The organism is Sinosporangium album, from assembly GCF_900100605.1.
GTDB lineage: Bacteria > Actinomycetota > Actinomycetes > Streptosporangiales > Streptosporangiaceae > Sinosporangium > Sinosporangium album.
On record NZ_FNCN01000010.1, the window covers coordinates 55114 to 76915 of the forward strand.

The following is a 21802-nucleotide window of genomic DNA, read 5'->3' on the forward strand; positions in this document are numbered from 1 at the left end:
CGTGGGAAGTAGCTGGGGTGACGTGGTGTGTTGAACGTGGGGGCGATCGTGCAGAACTTCGCCGATCAAGACGTCCGCGATGCCGTGAGCGGTGGCGAGGCGGCCCTGGGACACCTCGTCGGTTCCGCGGTGATCCTGTCCCGGATCGAGGAGATCGCGATGCTGAGCCCCGGAGCACTCGTCATCGTCCCCAAGCAGGTCGCGGCGGGCGGCGACGTCGCGTTGGACCTGATCCTGCGCCGGGCTGCCGCCGCGCGGGCGAGCTGTGTGGTGGTGGACGCGGGCACCGGCGAACTCCCCACGCCCACGCGCCGGCTGGCGGAGCAGTTCCAGATCGCGCTCTGGCGCGAGCCCGGCCTCGACCCCGGGCAGTTGTACGCGCGCGTCGAACAGCTCGTCCGGAATCCGGAGCTCGTGGGCGCGCGGGTCGTCCGTACCGTCAGCGGGGTCATGGTGAACCCCGCCCGCGACGTCGGCGAACTCGTGGAGCGTCTCGCGCGGGTGATCGCGTTCCCGGTCGCGCTGATCGGTCTCGACGGCCACTCGGTGGCCGGTCCCGCGCTCGCGCCGGCCGACGAGCTGGCGCAGGTGCTGTCCTCGTTCAGCGGACGCGCCGGATTCAGGGACGCGGTCATGGAGACCGGCGCGCGGGAGAGCGTGGTGGTGGCCGCCGGGTTCCCGCTGGCGACGGGCCGGCCTCGCCTGTGGCTCGGCGCGCGGGTGCCGTACGGCCTCGACGCGCATTCCGGCTATGTTCTCACCTCATTGCGGATCGCCTCTCTCGCGCTCTCGGCCCACCTCGCACAGGCATCCCTGACCTACGAGCGCGAGAACCGCGAAGCCGGCATCCTGCTCGACGAGCTGCTCCGCAAAGGCGACGGCGTGGCTCTCGCCGACATCGAACGGGCCGCGGCCCTGGGCTGGCAGCTCGTGGGATGGCACGTGGCGGTGCAGGTGCGGGCGAGCAGCAGCCTCGCCGACCTGCCGCCGGCGACGCTCACGCGGTCACTCGCGCATGCTCTCGCCGCCAACTCCGTGCCCGCCCAGCCGGTCGACACCGGGCAGGCTTTCGTGTTCTGGACGACGACCACGGCGGCACCGGGCCCTGAACGGCTGGCGTCCCTGGTGGACGGCGTCCGGGCGGCCCTCGGCGAAGTCGAGCGTGGTTATCCCCGCATCAGGCTGCGCGCCGGGATCGGCGAACCGCACGAGGGTCCGCGCGGGATCGCCCTCTCCCTGGGCGACGCGCGCCACGCGCTGGCGTTCGCCGAGGCGCGGCAGGGACGGGCCGTCGTGCAACGCTCCGACGCGATGACCGCGAACCGCCTGGTGCGGACCTGGCTCCCTGACGGCGCCGCGCGGGATGTCGTCGCGAGCCTGACCGATCCGATCCGTGACGCCGACCCCACCGGCCAGCTCATCACCACCTTGCGGACGTTCCTCGACAACGAGTCGAACGTCTCCAAGAGCGCGGCCGTGCTGCATCTCCACAGGAACACCGTGATCCAGCGGCTTCAGCGGATCCGCTCCCTGCTCACTGTCGACCTCGACGACCCCAACGACCGGCTCGCGCTGCGGCTCGCCCTGCGGCTAACGCCGTAGACCACGCCCCAGACCCGTCAGTACGTCACGGTCAGTACGTCACTGGTCAGTAGGTCACTGGTCAGTAGGTCACCGGTCAGTACGTCACGGTGAGTTCGCCGTCGCGTTCGTCCACGGTGATCAGGGAGCCGTCCGGGACGTCGCCTCGGATGAGGGCTCGGCCGATGCGGGTTTCGACCTCGCGGGCGATGAAGCGGCGGAGCGGGCGGGCGCCGTACACCGGGTCGAAGCCCTGCTCGGCGATGAAGCGGCGGGCGGCCTCGGTGACGTCCAGTTTCAGGCGGCGGTCGGCGAGGCGGGCCCGGATGTCGTTGAACATCAGGTCCACGATGCGTTCGATCTCGGACTCGGTGAGCGGTTTGAACAGGACGATGTCGTCGACCCGGTTGAGGAACTCGGGGCGGAAGTGCCGCCGGAGGTCGGCCATGACCTTGTCGCGGTTCTCCGGCTTGATCTCGCCGTCGGGGGTGACGCCGTCAATCAGATAGTGGGAGCCGATGTTCGACGTCATGATGATGACGGTGTTGCGGAAGTCCACCGTGCGGCCCTGCGCGTCGGTGAGGCGGCCGTCGTCCAGCACCTGGAGCAGGGTGTTGAAGACGTCGGCGTGCGCCTTCTCGATCTCGTCGAAGAGCACGACCGAGTACGGCTTGCGCCGTACGGCCTCGGTGAGCTGCCCGCCCTCCTCGTAGCCGACGTAGCCGGGAGGCGCGCCGAGGAGCCTGCTGATGGTGTGGCGTTCCTGGTATTCGCTCATGTCGATTCTGACCATGTTCTCCTCGGTGTCGAACAGGCCCTGCGCGAGCGCTTTGGCGAGTTCGGTCTTCCCGACTCCGGTGGGGCCGAGGAAGATGAACGATCCGATCGGCCGCCGCGGGTCCTTGATGCCGGAGCGGGCGCGGATGATGGCGTCGGCGACGAGCTGGACGGCCTCGTCCTGGCCGATGACGCGCTGGTGCAGGATCTCGTCGAGGCGCAGCAGTTTCTCGCGTTCGCCTTCCTTGAGGCGGCTGACCGGGATGCCGGTCCAGCGGGAGACGATCGTGGCGATCTCGTCGTCGGTGACGACCTCCCTGAGCAGCCGTTTGCCGCCCTGTTTGGAGGCCAGCCGCTCTTCCTCGGCGTGGAGCCGCCGTTGGAGGTCGGGCAGTTCGCCGTGGCGCAGTTCGGCGGCGCGGTTCAGGTCGTAGTCGCGTTCCGCCTGTTCGGCGAGCCGGTGCACGGTCTCGATCTCCTGGCGGAGCTCCTGGACTGTGCGCAGGGCCCGCCGTTCGGCCTCCCACTGGGCGCGCATGGCGTCGGCCTCGCCCCGCAGGTCGGCGAGTTCCTTGCGGAGCTCTTCCAGCCGGGCGCCGCTCGCCGGGTCGCTCTCCTTGGAGAGGGCCGCCTCCTCGATCTCCAGGCGCATGACGCGCCGGGTCAGCTCGTCGAGTTCGGCCGGCATGGAGTCGATCTCGGTGCGGAGCATGGCGCACGCCTCGTCGACGAGGTCGATCGCCTTGTCGGGGAGGAACCGGTCCGCGATGTAGCGGTGGCTGAGCACGACGGCGGCGATCAGGGCGCTGTCCTGGATTTTCACGCCGTGGAAGACCTCCAGGCGTTCGCGCAGGCCGCGCAGGATGGAGATGGTGTCCTCGACGCTGGGCTCGTCAAGGAGCACGGGCTGGAGGCGGCGTTCGAGGGCGGCGTCCTTCTCGATGTACTTGCGGTATTCCTGAAGGGTGGTGGCGCCGATCATGTGCAGTTCGCCGCGCGCGAGCATCGGTTTGAGCATGTTGCCGGCGTCCATGGCGCCTTCGGTGGCGCCGGCTCCCACGACGGTGTGCAGTTCGTCGAGGAAGAGCAGGATACGGCCCTCGGCGGCCTTGACCTCGTTCAGGACGGCCTTGAGGCGCTCTTCGAACTCGCCGCGGTATTTGGCGCCCGCCACGAGCGACCCCAGGTCGAGGCTGAAGATCGTCTTGTCTTTCAGGCCCTCCGGGACGTCCCCCCGGTGGATGCGCTGGGCCAGGCCCTCGACGACGGCGGTCTTGCCGACGCCGGGATCGCCGACCAGGACCGGGTTGTTCTTCGTCTTGCGGGACAGGATCTGGATCACGCGCCGGATCTCGGCGTCCCGGCCGATGACCGGGTCGAGCTTGCCGGCGGCGGCGTCGACCACGAGGTCCCGGCCGTACTTCGAAAGCGCCTCGTAGGCGACCTCGGGCATGGCCGAGGTGACCCGCTGGTGGCCGCGGATCGCGGTGAGCGCCGAAAGGAACCTGTCGCGGGTGATGCCGTGGTCGCGCAGCAGGCGTCCGCTCGCGGTCTGCGTGCCCTCGTCCAGCAGGGCGGTCAGGAGGTGTTCGACCGAGACGTACTCGTCCTTGAGCCGCCGCGCCTCCCCCTCGGCCGCGCCCAGCAGGCGGGACAGGCGCTGGGTGACGAACACCTGGCCGGGGGCCGCGCCGGGACCGCTGACGCCGGGGCGGCGGGCGAGGTCGGCTTCGAGGTCGGCCTTGAGCCGGTCGGGGTCCGCGTCGGCCTGGCGCAGCAGACGCGGCACGAGGTCTTCGGGACGGTCCAGCAGGGCCAGCAGGAGATGCTCGCCGTCGACCTCGGTGTGTCCGAAGCGCAGTGCCTTGGTCTGCGCGTCGTGCAGGGCTTCCTGCGACTTCTGCGTCAGGCGGTTGGGGTCCACGGCGCCCCTCCTGTGCGTTGTTCGCGCAGAGCCGCCTCCAGCTCCGCGATGTGGTCGAGTAGGTCCATCACCAGGCCGAGCGCGGCGTAGTTCAGTGAGAATCCGGCGCGCAGGCGCTGGAGGCGTCCGGCCACGGCGATCTGGGAGAGCGGGAACCAGAGCTCGCCTCTGGCGTCCCGCGCGGCGTCGAGCAGGCCGAGTGCGACGAGCCGTCGGGCGAGGTCCGGGTGGAGGCCGGTGACGTGGGCGAAGCCGTCCAGGTTCAGCGACGGGTCGACGGGCGACCGCCGTACGAGGACGTTGGTCATCGCGGCCTCCTCGGTTCGAAGGTGGAGGTCGCGGCGAGTTGCTCGAACAGGTGCCGCTCGGCGTCGGTGAGGTGCTCCGGGACCGTGATGCGCACTTCGGCGTACAGGTCGCCGGGGGTGCCGCGGGGGTTGGGGAGCCCCTGTCCGCGCAGGCGCAGCTTCCGGCCGCCGGACGTGCCGCCGCGGACCTTCACCTTGGTCTCGCCGCCGGGGGTGTCGAGCGTGACGGTCGCCCCGAGGGCCGCCTCCCAGGGGGTGAGCGGCAGCGTGATGTGGATGTCGCGGCCTTCGACACGGTAACGCGGGTGGTCGGCGATGCGGACGATCAGGTAAAGGTCGCCGCGGGGCGCGCCATGCCCTCCGTGCCCGCCCTGGCCGGCCAGCCGGATCCGCTGCCCGTTCGTCACCCCGGCCGGGATCGTGACGTCGATGCGCCGTCCGCCGACGGTGAGCGTTCTGCGTCCGCCTCGGTAGGCGTCCTCGACGGTGAGCACGAGCTCCGCCTCCTGGTCGGCGCCGGGGGCCGGGCCCCAGGACCGGCCCCGCACGCCGCCGAACATCTCGCCGAGGAGGTCTTCGAGGTCGACGTCCCCACCGCCCTGCCGCCACGCCCACCCCGGCCGCTCGCCCGCACCCGCGCCCGTGCCCGCACCCGCGCCCGCCCCGGCTCCCTCTCGGGCGCCCCCGCCGGCCCGGGCCCAGGTCTGCGGGTCGACGCCCTCGGGCACGCGGCGGAAGTCGGCGCCGAACGCGTCGTAGCGGCGCCGGGTCTCCGGGTCGGAGAGCACCTCGTAAGCCTCGGACGCCTCCTTGAACCGCTCCTCCGCCCCCGGGTCCTTGTTGACGTCCGGATGGTAGGTGCGGGCCAGCTTGCGGTAGGCGCGCTGGATCTCCTCCTGGCTTGCCGTCCTGGAAACGCCGAGGACCTGGTAGAAGTCGCGTCGATCGGCCATCCGGTCCGCCCTAGTCCGCCTTCGACACGATCACCTTTGCGGGACGGAGCTGGCGTCGGCCTTCGCCGTACCCCGGCCGGACGACGTGCACGACCGTTCCCGGTGGGATGTCGCCGCTCTCGACCGTGCCGACGGCCTCGTGGCGGGCCGGGTCGAACTCCCTGTCGGCGTCCTCCTGGCGGGGGAACCCGAGCCGGTCGAGCAGGGTGAGGGCCTGCTCAAGCACCGCCCTCACCCCCGGCACGATCGCGGCGGGCTCGGCGTCGGCGTGCTGGAGCGCCAGGTCGAGGTTGTCCAGCACGGGCAGCAGTTCCGCGAGCACCCGCGCCCGTTCCCGCTCGGCTTCCTTTGCGGCGCGTTTGCGCACGTTGTCGAGCTCGGCGAGCGCGCGCAGCCGCTGATCCTCCAGCTCGGCCACGCGTGCCTCCAACTGTTCGTTGCGCGCCTTGAGCTCGTCCTGTTCGGTCGGCGCGGGCGCGGGATCTTGTTCGGACATGTCGCACTCGGGTCACTCGGGTGTGGTGAACTCTGCGTCGATGACGTCCTCGTCGCCGCCCCGGCCCTCACCGCGGCCCTCACCGCGGCCCTCACTGGGCCGCTCGCCCGGCGGAGGTCCGCCGGGGGACACCGCGGACAGGCCGTGGAAGACCTGCTGCAGCTCCGAGGTGAGGGAGCGGAGCCGGTCGAGCGGCGCCTGCTCCTTGACGGCCTGCCGGGCGTCGGCGATCAGCATCTCGCCCCGCGCTTTGTCGTGCGCGGGTACGGCGGAGCCCAGCTCCCCGAGCCGCCGTTCGACCTGGTAGGCGACCGAGTCCAGCTCGTTGCGGGCGTCCACCTGCTCGCGCAGCCGTACGTCTTCGCCGCGGTGCCGTTCGGCGTCCTGGACCATCCGTTCGACCTCGGCCTTGTCCAGCGTCGAGCTCTCGCTGATGGTGATGCGCTGCTCCGCGCCGGTGTCCTTGTCGCGGGCGGAGACGTTGAGGATGCCGTTGGCGTCGATGTCGAAGGTGACCTCGACCTGCGGCAGGCCGCGCGGGGCCGGACGGATGTTCTCCAGCCTGAACCGGCCGAGCACGCGGTTATCGGCCGCGCGTTCCCGCTCGCCCTGCAGCACAACGACATCGACGGAGTGCTGGTTGTCCTCGGCGGTGCTGAAGATCTCGGTACGGCGGGCGGGAATGGTCGTGTTCCGCTCGATGACCTTGGTCATCACCCCGCCCAGCGTCTCCACGCCGAGCGACAGCGGTGTGACGTCGAGAAGCAGGACGTCCTTGACCTCGCCCTTGATGACGGCGGCCTGGACGGCGGCGCCGATGGCGACGACCTCGTCGGGGTTCACCGACATGTTGGGGTCCTTGCCGCCGGTGAGGCGGCGCACGAGGTTCTGCACGGCGGGGATCCGGGTGGACCCGCCGACGAGGATCACCTCGTCGATGTCGTCGGCGGTGAGTTTGGCGTCGGCCATCGCCTGCTTGACGGGCCCCAGGCACCGCTCGACGAGGTCGGCGGTGATCTGCTCGAACGTGGACCGCATCAGCGTCGTGTTCAGGTGTTTCGGGCCGTTGGCGTCGGCCGTGACGAACGGCAGGCTGATCGTCGTCTGGGTGACCGACGACAGCTCCACCTTCGCCTTCTCGGCCGCCTCGAACAGGCGCTGCAGCGCCTGCGGGTCGCGGCGCAGGTCGATGCCGTCCTGGCGCTGGAACTCGTCGGCGATGTGGTCGACGATGCGCCGGTCGAAGTCGTCGCCGCCGAGGTGCGTGTCGCCGGAGGTGGACCGCACTTCGACGACGCCCTCTCCGATGTTGAGGATGCTGACGTCGAAGGTGCCGCCGCCCAGGTCGAACACGAGCACGGTCTCGTTGGCCTTCTTGTCCAGACCGTAGGCGAGGGCGGCGGCCGTGGGCTCGTTGATGATGCGCAGCACCTCAAGGCCGGCGATGCGTCCCGCGTCCTTGGTCGCGTGGCGCTGGGCGTCGTTGAAGTAGGCGGGCACGGTGATGACGGCCTCGGTGACCCGCTCCCCCAGGTGCTTGCCCGCGTCGTCGGCGAGCTTACGGATGATCAGCGCGGAGATCTCCTCCGGGGTGTACTGCTTGCCGCGGATCTCGAACCGGGCTTCGCCGTTCGGCCCGGGCACCACGTCGAACGAGACGGCGGCCTGTTCGCTCGTCACCTCGTCGTAGCGGCGCCCGACGAAACGCTTGGCGGAGTAGATCGTCCCCTTGGGGTTGAGGATCGCCTGCCGCCGGGCCATCTGCCCGACCAGCCGCTCCCCCTGGTCGGTGAACGCCACCACGGAAGGGGTCGTGCGCGACCCCTCGCTGTTGGGGATGACGGCCGGCTGGCCGCCCTCCATGGCGGCGATCACCGAGTTCGTGGTGCCGAGGTCGATCCCGACAGCTTTGGGCATGAGAGCCTCCCTCGCTAGAGCCCGCCCTCCCGGAGCAGGTCACGGGCGCTGTCCGCCTGCGCGGGATCGACGCGCACCTCGTAGCGGTCGGCAACCAGTTGGCTGGTCGCGATGAAGTCCCGTTGGCCGCGGGTGAACAGGTAGGAGATGAGGCCGAAGATCGCTCCGGCGATCGCTCCCCAGATCAGGCCCCAGAGGATCACGGCGAGGGCGGCGCCGAACCGCGGTAGGAAGATCGCCAGGAACAGGCCGATCAGGACGCCGATCCAGGCCCCGCTCAACGCGCCCATCCCGATGGCCCGCAGGGACGTCAGGCGCCCGAGCACCTTCTCCATCAGCTTCAGCCCGATGCCGACGATGGCCGTCTGCTGCACGGGGAAGTGCTTGTCGGAGAGGTAGTCGACCGCTTTCTGCGCTTGCAGGTAGTTGTTGTACGTCGCCACTGGCGTGTAGTCGGCCCCCACGGAGCCGGATGCGGACATGGCCATCGCTCATCCCGAGGAGATCTCGACGTGGCGCGGCTTGGCAGCCGCCGCCTTGGGTGCGGTGATCATGAGCACGCCATCGTCGAGCTGCGCGCTCACGCCTTGCGTGTCGACCTCGCCGGGGAGGATCACGCGGTACTCGAAACGCCCGGTATGGCGTGTCCTGTGGTGCCGGCGGCCCCGTTCCTTCTCGGTCATCTCGCCGGTGACGGAGAGCTCGCGCTCGTTCAGCTCAACGTTGATCTGATCCTTGGCCACGCCCGGTAGATCGATGTCGATGATGTAGGAGTCCTCGGTTTCGGAGATGTCGCCCAGAGGAGACCAGGGAAGCTCCGCCATCGCAGACATCGCCGTCTCACCGAGGGCCGCGCTCATCAGCCGCCCCAGGTGGTCGTAGACGTCCTCGAACTCACGCATCGGCGACAGGCGGTACGCTCCGTGCGCGCCTCTCCGGGGCTGAAGCATCGACATGACCGCGACCTCCACTGAAACTCGTGTGGTTCAAAGCCGGGGCCTTCACGCCTGACACGGCGGTGGCAGAGGCCCCTTCCTTTGAGGTTTGCTCCGCCGGACGGCCGCTACATCCTCAAGGTGAGTAGTCCTCTGCGAGCCGACGCCCGTCGCAGCCGCGATCCGCCGGCCCGGCGCCGACCCGCCTGGGGGATGTGGGAACGCCTCGCTTACGCTAAAAAGCACTCCCCTCGCGACAGGCGGCGAGCATTTTCACACAGTTCGAGAGTGGTCGAATGCGCGGACGTGAGCACGAGTGGGAGCTGGTCCTTGACCTTTTCCACGCGGCGAGGTCGGGCAAGGGCGGGGTCCTTCTGCTCGACGGCGAGCTCGGCGTGGGAAAAAGCGCGTTCCTCGCCGAGGCGGCCGGCCAGGCCGCCGCGTGGAGCTTCGCGGTCGCGGCCGGGCGGGCGGAGGAACCCGGGCAGCTCGCCCCCATGGCACCGCTGTGCGCGGCCCTGGACGAGCCGCCCACCGCGGCGGGCGATCGGGCGGGCGACCGGGCGGGCGATCGGATGTCGCCGATCGACACGCGCGTCGCCCTGGTCGAACGGCTCCGCGCCAAGGCCGAGGCGCTCGCCTCCCGCGCCCCGCTCACCGTGGTCCTGGACGATCTCCAATGGGCGGATCCGGCCACCTTGATGGCGGTCGGAACCCTGGAGTCACAGCTCTCCCGGCAGCCTCTGGTGTGGCTGCTCGCGAGGAACACCACCCACCGCGCAGCGGAGGTCGAGCATCTGTTCACCGCGCTGGCCGCGCGGGGAGCCGTACGGCTGGAGCTCGCCCCCCTGACCGACGACGCCGCGGCCCAGGTGATCGCCGACCTTCTGAACGCGCGCCCCGGCCGCGAACTGCTGGAACTCGCGGCCGGGGCGGCGGGCAACCCGCTCCTCCTGGTCGAACTGGTGACCGGTCTGCACGAGGAGCACGCCGTCACCGTCTCCGGAGGGCTCGCCCGCCTGATCGCCGAACGGCTCCCGCGGCGGATCCACGCGCTGGCCGCCGGCCGCCTCGAACGGCTGAGCGGCCAGGCGCGGGGAGTGGTCGAGATCGCGGCGCTGCTCGGCCGGTCGTTCTCCCCCGAAGATGTGGCCGACATGCTCGACAGGACGCCGTCCGCCCTGCTGCCCGCCCTGGACGAGATCATGGACGCCGGCATCGTGACGGCGGAGGCGGACTGTCTCCTCTTCCGGCACGAGCTGATCAGGAAAGCCGTCGTCGAGGGCCTACCCCTCGCGATGCGCCAGGCCCTGCACCATCAGATCGGGGGGCTCCTGCTGGATCGCGGAGGGTCCGCCGCGGGAGCGGTCACCCACCTCCTGCTGGGCGGCCGGCCCGGCGACACGCGCACCCTGGCGGGGCTCGACCGGGCGGTGGACGAGCTCCTCGCCGACGCGCCGGAAACCGCCGCCGACGTCGCGGTGAGGGCGTTGGAGCTGACCGACGACGGCTCCCCCCAGCACGCCGCCCGCACCCTGACCGCCGCGCGGGCCATGACCGAGGCGGGACGGCTCGCCGACGCCGCCGAGCTGCTCACCGCGGCGCCGGCCCACATGCTTCCGCCGCCGGCGGAGGCCCGGATGCGCTGCGCGCTCTCCTGCGTCCGGCTGCTGTGCGGGCGGACGGCCGACGCCGCCGCCGAGGCGCGGGCGGCCCTGGCCGAGCCCGCGCTCCCCGACGAGACCCGCGACGAGGCCGAGGCGACGCTGCTCCACGCCCTCGCCGGCCAGCCGTACGGCGACGACGCCGTACGGCAGGCCGAGACAATCCTCGCCGACGCCGGGCGCGACGGTGACGCGGCGCAGGTCGCCGCCCTCATGGTGCTCTCGGCCGCCGCGTGGCACCGCGGCCGGCTCGACGACGGGCTCGGCCTGGCCCGCGAAGCGGTCCGGCGGGCGGACGAGGGCTCGCGGGCGGCCCGCCGTACACACCCGCGGCCTGCGCTGGCGTCGATGCTGCTGGATGTCCGCCGCCTCGACGAGGCGGAGACCGTGCTGCGGGCCGCGCGCGCGGAAGGCGGCGTCACGTGGGCGGCCGGCTCCGCCGTACTCGACGCACGCCTCGAACTGGCCCGCCACCGGCCCGCGGAGGCCGCCGCGCGGGCCGAGTCGGGGCTGGTCACCGCGGACGCGCTGGGCACCCACCTGTTCACGCCGCTCGGCATGGCGGTGCTCGGGGCGGCGGCCCTGAGGCGGGGAGACCTGCACACGGCGGCGGCCTGTGTGCAGGCCGACCGCGCCCGGATCTGCGACTACGCCGCGACACACGGGCGGGCGCGCTGCCTCATGATCGCCGCGCAGGTGGCCGAGGCCCTCGGGCACCCGCACCGGGCGATGGGGCTGCTCGCCGATCTCTACCCGGCGCTCGACCGGCGCCGCTCGCTCCTCATCGTGGAACCGACCGCCGCGACCTGGCTGGTGCGCCTCGCCCTGAGCGTGAACGACCGGCCCCGCGCCCAGACCGTGGCCGCCGCGGCAAGCCGCCTGGCCGAGGACAACCCGGGGATCCCCCTCCTCCCCGCCGCCGCGGCCCACGCGCGCGGCCTGCTCGACGACGACCCGTCCACCCTCGCCGCCGCCGTCGCCCACGCCGGCGACGACTACGCGCGCGCCTCCGCCCGAGAAGACCTCGGCGCGGCGCTCGCCCAGCGCGGAGAGCGCGACGACGCCGTCCACCACCTCGACGACGCGCTCGCCGGCTACGGCACGACAGGGGCGGCGCGAGACGCCGCCCGGGTGCGCCGCAGGCTGCGCAGGCTCGGCGTACGGCACCGCCACTGGACCCGCGGCCAAGGCGACCGCCTGGGCTGGGACGGCCTGACCGCCACCCAGCAGCTCATCGCCCGCCTCGTCGCCCAAGGACTGACCAACCGCCAGGTCGCGGACCAGATGTTCATCAGCGTTCACACCGTGGCGTTCCACCTCCGCCAGATCTTCCGCAAACTGGACATCACCTCCCGCGTGGCCCTGGCCCGCCTGACCGCCGAACAGGACCGCCACCCCCACCGGCCTCCGGGATGACGCCTCTCCGTGTTGCGTGCATGGGAGCGCACACCAGCACGTGTACGGGCTCCGGCCCTACCATGGGCACATGAGCATGAGCTCGCATCACGCAGGTGCACATGCATCGCAGCCGCAGGACGAGCGCCGACTGGAGGTCGCGGCGGGCGTCCTGGTGCTCCTCGCCGACCGCACCCGCCTGGCCCTCCTGGAGCAGTTGGGGCGCGGCGAAGCCGACGTCACCACACTCACCGAGGCATGCGGAGCACCCCGCCCCTCGGTCAGCCAGCACCTGGCCAAACTGCGACTCGCCGGGCTCGTGACCACACGCAAGGACGGGCGCCGGGTGGTCTACTCGCTGCGCCACGGCCATTTGCGCAGACTGGTCGAAGAGGCCCTGAACGTCGCCGACCACCAAATCGGCGGCCTACCACCCCACGACTGACCGTGGACGCGTCCTCGCCGTCTCCAGCGTAGATACCGGTCCTGATCGATAAGAACCTGAATCTGGACAACGGCAGACAAAGCCCAGGGTAAACGCCAGGCCTAGCGGTGCGATGGTGGTGCAAACAACGGCTGAGGGCAGCGATCCGGCCTCGCGGAACAGATCGAACTGCCGCCAGCACAGGTCACGGGCCAGCTCCGGGATGCCGAGATCACTGATCAGGAGAGCAGCCAGATTGAGGGCTTCGGCGGCGCGGAGAACGCCGTCGGGCCCACCCTGTCGAGCTTGCTCGGCTCGGGATTCGATCTGGCTGATCCGGGTGGAGAGCGGCCGGGAGCTGAGCCTATGGGGGTGGGTGGTGGCGCGTAAGCGCCGCCCGCCCGAGCCTGGGAACAATACGCTGGGGCCATGGGAATCGACACGGCTTCGACCGTCACTCCCGCTTCGGCGGACGATCTGCGTGCTGCGATGGTCGACAGGCTGCGGAGCTGGGGTGGCGTCCACACGGCGGCCGTGGAGGCCGCGATGCGGGCGGTGCCCCGGCACCTGTTCGTGCCCGAGGCGCCGCTGGAGCAGGCGTATGGGCCGGAGTCCGTGGTCACCTTCAGGGACGAGGACGGGATCGCGATCAGTTCGGCGTCCGGGCCCGGGGTGGTCGCGGTGATGCTGGAGCAGTTGGACGTCCGGCCTGGCGATCGGGTGTTGGAGATCGGCGCGGGCACCGGCTACAACGCGGCCTGCCTGGCCGAGCTCACCGGCCCGTCCGGGTCCGTGACCACGATCGATATCGGCGAGGAGATCGTGGAGGGCGCCCGGCGCAGCCTGGCCACAGCGGGCTATGACCGGGTGCGGGTGGTGCACGGCGACGGCGCGGACGGCTATGCCGGAGATGCTCCGTATGACCGGATCATCGTGACCGCGGGAGCGTGGGACGTGCCGCCCGCCTGGCGGGAACAGCTGGCGCCGGGTGGCCGCCTGGTGGTGCCGTTGCGGATTCGGGGTGTGACGCGAGCGGTGGGCCTGGAGCTCGACGGGCAGGTGTGGCGGAGCGTGTCGATTGAGGAGTGCGGGTTCATGCCGATGCGCGGCCCGGGCGCCGTCGAAGAACTCAACCTGGAACTGCCCCCGAGCCGGGGGGTGCGGATCCGCGTCGATGACGGGAAGCCGGTCAGCGTGGTCGCGCTGGCGGCTGCGCTGGACGCCCCGCCGGCGCTGGCGTGGTCGGGGGTGGTGGTGCCGTGGAAGCCGATGGTGCACCTGGATTTCTGGCTTGCCGGAGCCGCCGCGGAGGTCTGCCGGATCATCGTGCTGTCCCAGGCCCGGGAGGCGGGTCTGGTCGACCCGATCTACTCCTGGGGCAGCATGGGCTGCTACACCCCCAATACCTTCTCTTACCTGATCCGCCGTCCCGCCGCCGGCAAAGACGGCCAGGAAATGGTCGAACTCGGAGCGTGCGCCTACGGGCCGGACAGGGATCGGCTCGCCACCGAGGTCGCCGAGCGGATCCGCTCCTGGGGCCGCGCCCGCGACGCCCTTTCCGGAATCCGCATCGAGATCCATCCAGCCGGGAGCACCGACCGCCCAGCCATGATCACAGCGGACAAGCGGCACAGCAGGGTCTTCGTCCTCACCGAATCCACCTGATGCGCATACTCTGTGTTTCGCCGCGATCTCCGTGCGTGCGGCATCGCGCGGGCGTATCGTCTGGCTCATGAGCGCAGTCGAAACCCCCGCCGCTATGGTCGCCGACCTGTTCGACCTGGACGCCCAGGTCGGGCCCGTGCACGAGCTTCCTGTCGGCATGGACTCCGAGGACTGCACCAGCGACACGTGCACCCAGACCTGCGCGGGCTGCGGCGGCAACTGACCCAGTTGCAGGGACTCGGATACCGCTCCCCGTGGGACCCGAGGTTCCGGTCATGACGAACAGCATGTTCGTGCCGTTTCCTGTGGTGTTGGCGCGGGTTCCGCTGCTTGCCCTGATCCGTCCGGGCGGCACCGGCGATACGCCGGAGCCGGTTGATCCGCTGGTCCGCGAGGGCATGTTCCTGGCGTCCCGGCAAGCGGGCGCGCTCGTCTGCGGGACCGCCGATGGTCGCCCGGTCAGCCGTGCGGCCGCCACCGTGCGCGGCTACACGCTCCGGGCGCGGTCGCGACCCACCCCGCACGGGGTGTTCGCCGGGGTCACCACCGCAGGCCTGTCCGACCGCGACGGGACACCGGTGTTAACGATGGGCGGCGCGCACCGGGCCCGCACCGTCCCCGACCCCGGCTGGCTCGCCGCGGTGGCCGACCGGCTCCTTCGCGACCCTGCCGTCCTGGCGTCGCTCACACTGTCGGCCAACAATCTGACGGTCCAGCGGGGCGACCGGCTGGAACACGAACGCCCGGCCGAGCCCGGGACGGCCGGAGTGCGCCGGGTCACCGTCCGGGCGACCGACGCCACCACACTGATCATGAAGGTATGCGAGCGAGGCGCCTCGTGGAGCCAGGCGCTTACGGCCGTCACCACCAGGTGGCCCACAGCTGCTGAACCCTCGGTCCGCGCCATGGCGGTGGAGTTGGTGCGGCTCGGGTTCCTGCTGCCCGGCCTGCTACCCGAACGAGGCGACGACGACCCGCTGGGACACCTTCTCCGTGGCATTCCCGTCGGCAACCCGTTACGCGAGGATTTGACGCTCCTGCGCCGACACCTTGCCGACGCCGACGCCCACCCACCTGGCGCACCACAGCGCCTGGACCTGCTGATCGCCGCACGAGAGGCCGCCGACCGGATCCTCGTCCACGAACGCCCCCTGCGGGTCGACGTGGCCATCGACGCCGACCTGATCGTGCCCGCCGGGCTGGCCCGCCAGGCCGCCGACGCGGCGGCGGTCCTGTGGCGGATCGGCAGCGGCCCCGATCCACTGGCCGGCTTCCACGACCGGTTCGCCACCAGATACGGACGGCACCGTCTCGTGCCTGTTCTCGACGCTCTCGATCCCGTGCTGGGGATCGCCCCCTGCCCGGCCGACACCGCCCCCGCCATGCCGCGCGATCAGGTGACCCTCCTCGCATCGATGATCGCCTCTGCGACCGCAGGCAATCGGCGGGAGGTCGAACTGGACGCCGCGACGGTGGAGAGACTAGTCGCGGCGCACGGCAACGAGGCCGCGACGCCGCCACGGACCGGCGAGATCTACGCGCGAGTCGTGGCCGGCTCCGCGGAGGACGCGGCGGCGGGACGCCTTCACTTGGCGGTGTATCCCGGCGGCGGCACCCAGGAGGCGGGATCGTCCTCGGGACGATTCGCAGGCCTCCTGCCCACCCTGCGGGAAGTCGACTATCAGGAGCCGGACGCGCTGGTCGCGGAACTGGCGGTGCGTTCCCGCACCCCGTCGGGGATGACGCTCGCGCCGGAGACTGGTTTCGCCCCTCACCGGATCCCCCTGGGCGTTCCGGTCCGGCCGGGCGACCTGAAGGTCGACGACCTGCTGCTGTCCTCCGACGGGCGGCGCCTGACGCTCTGGTCGGTCCGCCTGGACCAGGCGATCATCCCGGTGCTGTATTCGCGGCTGTCACCCCACCTGCTTCCGCCGATCGCCCAGTTTTTGCGGTTACTCGGACAGCACGGAGCACGGCCCTGGCAGACCTGGTCGTGGGGGCCGCTGTCCGGCACCCCGTTCCAGCCGCGCGTCCGTTACGGGCCTACGATCCTCAGCCCTGCCCGATGGGTCCTCCCACCCACGGTGATCGACACCGCCCACCGTGCCGTCGGCTGGGACGCCGCCCTGGATGTCTGGCAGGCGACGGCGATGCCCGCCCCGCCGCAGGTCGTCGTCGTCACCGATCATGACCGGGCCCTCCCCATCGACCTGCGGCGCGCCGATGACCGGGCTATGCTGCGCCGCCACGTCAGGCGAGGAATCACCGCCGTCACCGAGGAGCCGGGCGGGTCTGGCGCCGTCCAGGGTGTCGTGGCGGGCCCGCAAGGCCCGCACGCCCTGGAACTCGTCGTGTCCTTCGCCCGTAAATCATCACCGCCGGTGCCCACCCGGCCATCAGCGATCCCCCAGGCAGCGGCCCGAGGATCGCACCTGCCCGGCAGCCGGTGGCTGTCCCTGGTCATCCGCACGCCCGCTACCTGCCAAGACGAGGTCCTCGCCCGCCTGGCCGCCGCCGACGGCCTCGACATCCCATGGTTCTGGCTGCGGTACGCCGACCACCACGGACCCCACTTGCGCGTCCGGTTCTACGGCGATCCCGCGCATCTGGGCGGCCGGATACTGCCCGCCGTCGCCGCCCTGACCACCGACCTCATCCAGCAACGACTCGCAAGCAGCCTGTCCGTCGAACCGTATGAGCAGGAAATCGAACGCTACGGCGGCACCCCGCGCACCATGGATGCCGCTGAGCAGGTGTTCACCACCGATTCCCGCCTGGTGCTGGCCGCACTCACCGCGGAACAGGACCCCGACCAGCGGATCGTCGTTGCTGCACTGTCCGCCGTGACGATCATCCGCACCCTAACCGACGGCGACCGGGCCGCGCTCACCGGCCACCACCTCGACCGCCGAACCCGCAGGCGCCTCACCGATCTGCGCACCCGCACCCGAGCAGCAGCCAGGACCACACCGGCGGGAACCGCCGCGGTGCCGACCACACACCCGGCGTGGATCGCCCGCGAGGAGGCACTGACCACCTACCGGAACGTGCTGAACCCGGCCCGCCGCATCGACTGCGCGTCCTCCCTGACCCACATGCACATCAACCGGCTCCTCGGTGGCACCGCCCTCGAACCCCTGACGCGGGCGCTCGCGGTCGACCTGCTCTTCGCCCCCGATCCCGCTCTCGGCCACCAGCCAGCGACTTAACTGACGTGGACACCGCCCAAGCCGCCCAGCAGGCGATCACTATCGCCGAACGCCTCCTGAACCCCGAACAAGTCCTGGCCGCCGTCCCCGACAGGCCGGCGGCCTCCCTTCAGAGCCTGGCCGGCACCGCGCTCCTGCACGCCCGCCTCGCCCGAGTGGACCCCTCCTTCGAAACAGCGGCCCGCACCCACTGGGCCGCCGCCGCGACCGGGCCCCGCCCACGCGCCGCACACCCCGGCGTGTTCGCCGCACCCGGAGGTATGGCCGCCTCCCTCATCCTCGGCGAGACCTACCTCGCCGATCCCGAACCGCAACTGCCCGACATCCGGCACGCCGTGAAATGGCTGACGGCCCAAGCTGTCAACAAAGCCACCGCCCGCCACGAACGCCTCCGCCGCGACCCCATGACACCACCCACCTGGGCGCTCTACGACGTCATCACCGGCCTCGCCGGGACCGGCCGGATCCTGCTCGCCGCCCTCGCAGACGGGCACCGCGACGCTGAACCAGGTCTGCTCGCCGCGCTCACCACCCTCACCACCATGATCAACACCCCGCGCAGCGAAACACGGCCCGGCTGGTGGCTACCCGCCGACGGCCACACCACTACGGGCGGCGTCTCGCTGTCAGGCGTGGCCGAGACCGGGATGGCCCACGGCATCGCCGGGCCACTCACCCTGCTGGCCACCTCGGCATCCGCCGGGTGGACGATCGGCGGGCAGACCACCGCGATCCGCACGGCCACATCCTGGCTCCTCACCTGGCAGTCACCCGACACCACGACCTGGCCGCCCCACATCACCGGCACCGAACTCGACAACCAGCAACCCGCACCCAACCCGGCCCCAGGACGACGCGACGCCTGGTGCTACGGCACCCCCGGCATCGGCCGCGCCCTCACCGCCGCTGGCCGAGCACTCAACGACCCGCGACCGGCCCAGGCCGGGACCACAGCCATCACGGCCCTGGCCGACCAGGCCGCCGACCGGTGGGACACCGAAGGACCGGCGCTCTGCCACGGCACCGCCGGAATACTGCAAGGCGCGGCCAGCCACCCCGCCACCGCCGACCTCGCAGCAACCGCCCTGACCACGGCAATCGACCCTCGACACACCTTCGCCGTCCAGAACCTCCACCACCACACCGCGACCGACGACCCCGGACTCCTGACCGGAGCCGCCGGCATCGCCCTCGCCCTCGCCGACCACGGCGGCCTCCCAACTCCCAAGAATCCCACCCGATGGGACGCAGCCCTGCTCCTGTCCTGAACAACGCACTGGACCACCAAGCCCAAGCAGCCCGGCCGGTCTCCACGTCCCTCACGTGCCTTCTGCACCTGAAAGAACCCTGACCTTGATGAAAGGGCTTGACACCATAGATAAAGCCGATACCGTCGCCATACCCTGATCGGAATGACCATCGGCGAATCTTGTGGCAGGGCGGCCTTCGGGCAGATGGCCGGTCCACCAGCCAGGCGCCCTAGTTCCGGCGGAGTCTGCGGCGCGGATGGGAGCGGTCAGGCGGACCAGGTAGCCGAGCACTTCACGAAGGTACGGGCCTGTGGGGTCGCGGCGCAGGAAGTAGACACCCAAACCGATGAGCCCCCGGACGAGGTCGAACTCCCCAGGCGAGGGTCTGCGGCCTGCCGCCATGCGTTCGTCAGCTCGTTTGATCTGGCGAGCCGCCATCGCAGAGATGACGCCGTCGAGCCGGTTGAGATGTTGATCGGCATCGCTGGGCCGGTCGCCTTCGACACGGTGACCGGCGCCGGAGACTTCGTAGAGTTCGAGTTCAAGGGCCAGGCCACCGATCCGCAGGAAGCCATTGCTCAACTCGACGCCTTCATCTCCGACCTGGGAGTCGAACTCGGCGACCGCGTCAACCGCGGCTACCCCCACATCCTCCTCGGCCGCGAGCGTTGACACGTCGCCTGCCTCAACAAGGCACAGCCGCTTCGCCGCGCCTGGGGCGTATGGCCTGAGCACCTGCTGATGCCGTACTCCCCAGCGCCTTTTTCAGCATCTACCGAAAGGCAAGATCAAGCCGTGGATGACGGCTTCCCCATCTTTCTGCCGTAGGGGTTATGTGCATAGGTGCGCACATGTATTTACAATTGGCCGTATGCCCGCGTCGATCCGGATGGGATGGGGCCGATGTTGTGATGCCGTCTGTTCTGCGTAACCGCACGTATCGCCACTTGTTCACGGCCCAGGTGGTGTCGCTGGCCGGGACGGGGCTCGCCACCGTGGCGCTGAGCCTTCTGGCCTACGAGCTGGCGGGAGCCGACGCCTCGGCGGTGCTGGGCACGGCCTTGGCCATCAAGATGGTGGCCTATGTCGGCATCGCGCCTGTGGTTGGCGCGATGGCCGGGCGGGTGCCCCGGCGGGCGCTCATGGTGGCCATGGACCTGACCCGCGCGGTCGTCGCACTCGCGCTCCCGCTGGTGACCCAGGTCTGGCAGATCTACGTGCTGGTGTTCCTGCTGCAGGCGGCTTCGGCGGCGTTCACGCCCACTTTCCAGGCCACCATCCCGCAGGTCCTCCCGGATGAACGCGACTACACCCGGGCGCTGTCGATGTCGCGGATCGCCTACGACACCGAAAGCCTGCTCAGCCCCGCGCTGGCCGCCGCCGTACTGGCCTTGGTGTCCTATCCGTGGCTGTTCACCGGCACCGCGGCCGGTTTCCTGGCGTCGGCGGTGCTGGTGGTGTCCGTGGTGCTGCCGAGGCCCGCGCCCGTGGAGCGGGCGGGTGGCGCCTACGCGGCGGCCGTCGACGGGGCGCGCCTGTGGTGGGGCACGCCGAGGCTGCGGGCGTTGCTGTCGCTCGACCTCGCGGTGGCCGCCGCCGGCGCCGTCGTCTTCGTCAACACCGTCGTGGTGGTGCGCGACCACTTCCACCGCTCCGCCGAAGACGTCTCGCTGGCCTTGGGCGCCTACGGCGCGGGATCCATGGCGGCGGCCCTGTTGCTGCCCCGCCTGCTGGGCCGCGTGAGCGACCGGGCCGTGATGCTGCCCGCGGCGTACGGCCTGCCCGCGCTCCTGGTCGGCGCGGCGGTGTTGACCGGGTCCGCGCCCGGTGCGTGGTCGTGGTGGGCACTCCTCGCCGCGTGGGCCTTGATCGGCGTCGCGTGCTCGGCCGTACTGACTCCCGCCGGGCGGGTCATCCGCCGCTCCACCTCCGACGCCGACCTGCCCTCGGCCTTCGCCGCGCACTTCTCCCTGTCGCACGCCTGCTGGCTCGTGACCTATCCCCTGGCCGGTTGGCTCGCCGCCGAACATGGCCTCCCGGTCACCGCCGCCGCCCTCGGCGGCCTGTCCCTCACCGCCGCGGTGGCCGCCGCGGCCCTGTGGCCCTCGCACGACCCCGTCCCGCTCGTCCACTTCCACGCCGATCTTCCCCCCGGCCACCCCCACCTCGCCGACGCCCACCCCGCCGCCGAAGGCTGGCGCCATCGCCACGACTACGTGATCGACCACCACCACCGCACCTGGCCAAAGCCCGTCTCCACCCGTCGAACAGGCACCCGGGATGCGCGCCCGCGGCACAGGCGCCGCCAGACCGATGCGAAGAGCATGAACCGCGTCTCTCACTGACCACACTTGTCAGCGCACGCCCGCAGGCCTGATTGTCGCCGGTCAGCGGCACCGGCCAAGCGCCCGCCAAGGCGGGCGGCGACGACCGCACCCGCGGTTCCGCCGCCGGGGATCGCGACGTCGGCGCGGACTCGCGAGTTCATCACGTTCTGCATGCTTCGCATGTGGCGATTTTAATCGATCGGTCGATAAACTAACTGCCTGGCACACCGATCGAGAGAGCAGGTACAGAACGTGGACGTCGCCATCGTGATCTACGAGGGATTCACCGCGCTTGACGCCACCGGGCCGTTCGAGGTGTTGAGTCGGCTGCCCAATGTCCGGGTGCGCTTCGTCGCCTCCACCCCGGGACTCACCGCTGCGGACCAGCCGGGCTTCGGGCTCGTGGCCGAGCCGCTGGAGAGCATGGAGCGGCCGGACGTCGTGGTGGTCGCGGGCGGCAGCACCACGCAGCACCATCTGCACGACGAGGAACTGCTGACCTGGCTGCGCCGGGTGTATGAGACGAGCACGTGGACGACGTCGGTGTGCACCGGGTCGCTGCTGCTCGGCGCTGCGGGCCTGCTCCGGGGGCGCCGGGCCACGAGCCACTGGTACGAGCTCGAAAGCGTGCGGTGCTTCGGCGCCGAACCGACATCTCGTCGCGTCGTCGAGGACGGCAAGGTCATCACGGCGGCGGGGGTGTCCTCCGGCATCGACATGGCGTTGCTCGTCTGCGACCGGCTGCAGGGCCCCGCTTACGCGCAGGCGGTGCAGTTGGGAATCGAGTATGACCCGCAGCCCCCGCACGACGCGGGTTCGGTGAGTAAGGCTCCGGCAGAGGTGTTCCGTTCCATGCAGGAAATGATGGAGCAGCACTACGGTCCGTCCTGGGCCGTGCGGAGCTCTCAGGCCTCGGACGCGGATGCCTCATAGGCCCTGAAGGTGACCATGTGGGGCCCTGCCGCCTGGGGGCCCGG

17 protein-coding genes are annotated in these 21802 nt (G+C 71.1%); 9 read left to right on the plus strand and 8 right to left on the minus strand.

The genetic code is table 11. The annotated features are described in order from the left end of the window. Positions 1-27 precede the first annotated feature (27 nt). The gene (locus tag BLQ73_RS32360; protein WP_093170606.1) at positions 28-1602 is read left to right on the plus strand and encodes a PucR family transcriptional regulator; all 1575 of its coding nucleotides are present in this window, start codon (positions 28-30) and stop codon (positions 1600-1602) included. Between the two features lie 76 nt (positions 1603-1678). Here BLQ73_RS32360 and clpB read toward each other — a convergent pair whose 3' ends face one another. Genes clpB through BLQ73_RS12595 form a run of 7 tightly spaced genes read right to left on the minus strand, consistent with a single transcriptional unit; the run spans position 1679 to position 8858 of the window. Then, entirely contained in the window at positions 1679-4282 is a 2604-nt protein-coding gene (gene clpB, locus BLQ73_RS12565) for an ATP-dependent chaperone ClpB (RefSeq protein WP_093170607.1), read from the minus strand. After that, positions 4264-4590 (minus strand): chaperone modulator CbpM, encoded by a 327-nt coding sequence (locus tag BLQ73_RS12570; RefSeq protein WP_093170608.1) that lies wholly within the window; start codon positions 4588-4590, stop codon positions 4264-4266. Before BLQ73_RS12570 ends, clpB begins: the two co-directional genes overlap by 19 nt. Next, positions 4587-5543: a DnaJ C-terminal domain-containing protein gene (locus BLQ73_RS34600; RefSeq protein ID WP_093170609.1), complete on the minus strand. Its 957-nt coding sequence runs from the start codon at positions 5541-5543 to the stop codon at positions 4587-4589. The genes BLQ73_RS12570 and BLQ73_RS34600 overlap by 4 nt, the downstream gene beginning before the upstream one ends. A 10-nt stretch (positions 5544-5553) precedes the next feature. Beyond that, positions 5554-6039 carry a nucleotide exchange factor GrpE gene (locus BLQ73_RS12580; RefSeq protein ID WP_093170610.1) on the minus strand — a complete coding sequence of 162 codons (486 nt, stop codon included), beginning with the start codon at positions 6037-6039 and terminating at the stop codon, positions 5554-5556. A 12-nt stretch (positions 6040-6051) separates the two neighbouring features. Beyond that, positions 6052-7956 carry a molecular chaperone DnaK gene (gene dnaK / locus BLQ73_RS12585; RefSeq protein WP_093170611.1) on the minus strand — a complete coding sequence of 635 codons (1905 nt, stop codon included), beginning with the start codon at positions 7954-7956 and terminating at the stop codon, positions 6052-6054. Positions 7957-7970: 14 nt separating this feature from the next. Continuing rightward, positions 7971-8438, minus strand: a complete 468-nt coding sequence (locus tag BLQ73_RS12590; RefSeq protein WP_218125819.1) for a general stress protein — start codon at positions 8436-8438, stop codon at positions 7971-7973. A gap of 9 nt (positions 8439-8447) precedes the next feature. After that, a complete protein-coding gene (locus BLQ73_RS12595; RefSeq protein ID WP_245691034.1) occupies positions 8448-8858 on the minus strand; it encodes an Hsp20/alpha crystallin family protein in 411 nt (136 codons plus the stop codon). A gap of 329 nt (positions 8859-9187) precedes the next feature. On the opposite strand from BLQ73_RS12595, the gene BLQ73_RS12600 reads away from it, so the two are divergent. The 6 genes from BLQ73_RS12600 to BLQ73_RS12620 all read left to right on the plus strand — a co-directional run bounded on the left by BLQ73_RS12600 (position 9188) and on the right by BLQ73_RS12620 (position 18516). After that, positions 9188-11971, plus strand: coding sequence for an ATP-binding protein (locus BLQ73_RS12600; protein ID WP_093170613.1), 2784 nt, complete (start codon positions 9188-9190; stop codon positions 11969-11971). Positions 11972-12041: 70 nt separating this feature from the next. After that, positions 12042-12395, plus strand: coding sequence for an ArsR/SmtB family transcription factor (locus tag BLQ73_RS12605; protein ID WP_093170731.1), 354 nt, complete (start codon positions 12042-12044; stop codon positions 12393-12395). A 408-nt stretch (positions 12396-12803) separates the two neighbouring features. Further along, on the plus strand, positions 12804-14039 hold the full coding sequence (gene fxlM / locus BLQ73_RS12610) for a methyltransferase, FxLD system (RefSeq protein WP_093170614.1): 1236 nt from the start codon (positions 12804-12806) through the stop codon (positions 14037-14039). A gap of 67 nt (positions 14040-14106) precedes the next feature. Continuing rightward, entirely contained in the window at positions 14107-14262 is a 156-nt protein-coding gene (locus BLQ73_RS32365; protein ID WP_176955405.1) for a hypothetical protein, read from the plus strand. A 52-nt stretch (positions 14263-14314) separates the two neighbouring features. Then, positions 14315-17248, plus strand: coding sequence for a lantibiotic dehydratase (locus tag BLQ73_RS12615; RefSeq protein ID WP_143020224.1), 2934 nt, complete (start codon positions 14315-14317; stop codon positions 17246-17248). A 5-nt stretch (positions 17249-17253) separates the two neighbouring features. Next, positions 17254-18516 (plus strand): lanthionine synthetase LanC family protein, encoded by a 1263-nt coding sequence (locus BLQ73_RS12620; protein ID WP_093170616.1) that lies wholly within the window; start codon positions 17254-17256, stop codon positions 18514-18516. Between the two features lie 51 nt (positions 18517-18567). On the opposite strand, the gene BLQ73_RS31205 is transcribed toward BLQ73_RS12620, so the two are convergent. Next, the gene (locus BLQ73_RS31205) at positions 18568-19173 is read right to left on the minus strand and encodes a glycoside hydrolase family protein (RefSeq protein ID WP_143020225.1); all 606 of its coding nucleotides are present in this window, start codon (positions 19171-19173) and stop codon (positions 18568-18570) included. 236 nt (positions 19174-19409) lie between these two features. Between BLQ73_RS31205 and BLQ73_RS12630 the strand changes: the two genes are divergently transcribed. Together BLQ73_RS12630 and BLQ73_RS12635 are read left to right on the plus strand one after the other, a co-directional pair. Then, positions 19410-20843, plus strand: a complete 1434-nt coding sequence (locus BLQ73_RS12630; RefSeq protein ID WP_093170732.1) for an MFS transporter — start codon at positions 19410-19412, stop codon at positions 20841-20843. Positions 20844-21077: 234 nt separating this feature from the next. Further along, positions 21078-21758, plus strand: a complete 681-nt coding sequence (locus BLQ73_RS12635; protein WP_093170618.1) for a DJ-1/PfpI family protein — start codon at positions 21078-21080, stop codon at positions 21756-21758. Positions 21759-21802: the final 44 nt, after the last annotated feature.

Coding starts and splice junctions, on each gene's coding strand:
- BLQ73_RS12590 (WP_218125819.1), bottom strand. CDS start 8,438: ATGTCCGCATCCGGCTCCGTGGGGGCCGACTACACGCCAGTGGCGACG.
- BLQ73_RS12595 (WP_245691034.1), bottom strand. CDS start 8,858: ATGCGTGAGTTCGAGGACGTCTACGACCACCTGGGGCGGCTGATGAGC.
- BLQ73_RS12630 (WP_093170732.1), top strand. CDS start 19,410: ATGCCGTCTGTTCTGCGTAACCGCACGTATCGCCACTTGTTCACGGCC.
- BLQ73_RS12615 (WP_143020224.1), top strand. CDS start 14,315: ATGACGAACAGCATGTTCGTGCCGTTTCCTGTGGTGTTGGCGCGGGTT.
- fxlM (WP_093170614.1), top strand. CDS start 12,804: ATGGGAATCGACACGGCTTCGACCGTCACTCCCGCTTCGGCGGACGAT.
- dnaK (WP_093170611.1), bottom strand. CDS start 7,956: ATGCCCAAAGCTGTCGGGATCGACCTCGGCACCACGAACTCGGTGATC.
- BLQ73_RS12600 (WP_093170613.1), top strand. CDS start 9,188: ATGCGCGGACGTGAGCACGAGTGGGAGCTGGTCCTTGACCTTTTCCAC.
- BLQ73_RS12580 (WP_093170610.1), bottom strand. CDS start 6,039: ATGTCCGAACAAGATCCCGCGCCCGCGCCGACCGAACAGGACGAGCTC.
- BLQ73_RS32365 (WP_176955405.1), top strand. CDS start 14,107: ATGAGCGCAGTCGAAACCCCCGCCGCTATGGTCGCCGACCTGTTCGAC.
- BLQ73_RS34600 (WP_093170609.1), bottom strand. CDS start 5,543: ATGGCCGATCGACGCGACTTCTACCAGGTCCTCGGCGTTTCCAGGACG.
- BLQ73_RS12605 (WP_093170731.1), top strand. CDS start 12,042: ATGAGCATGAGCTCGCATCACGCAGGTGCACATGCATCGCAGCCGCAG.
- BLQ73_RS12570 (WP_093170608.1), bottom strand. CDS start 4,590: ATGACCAACGTCCTCGTACGGCGGTCGCCCGTCGACCCGTCGCTGAAC.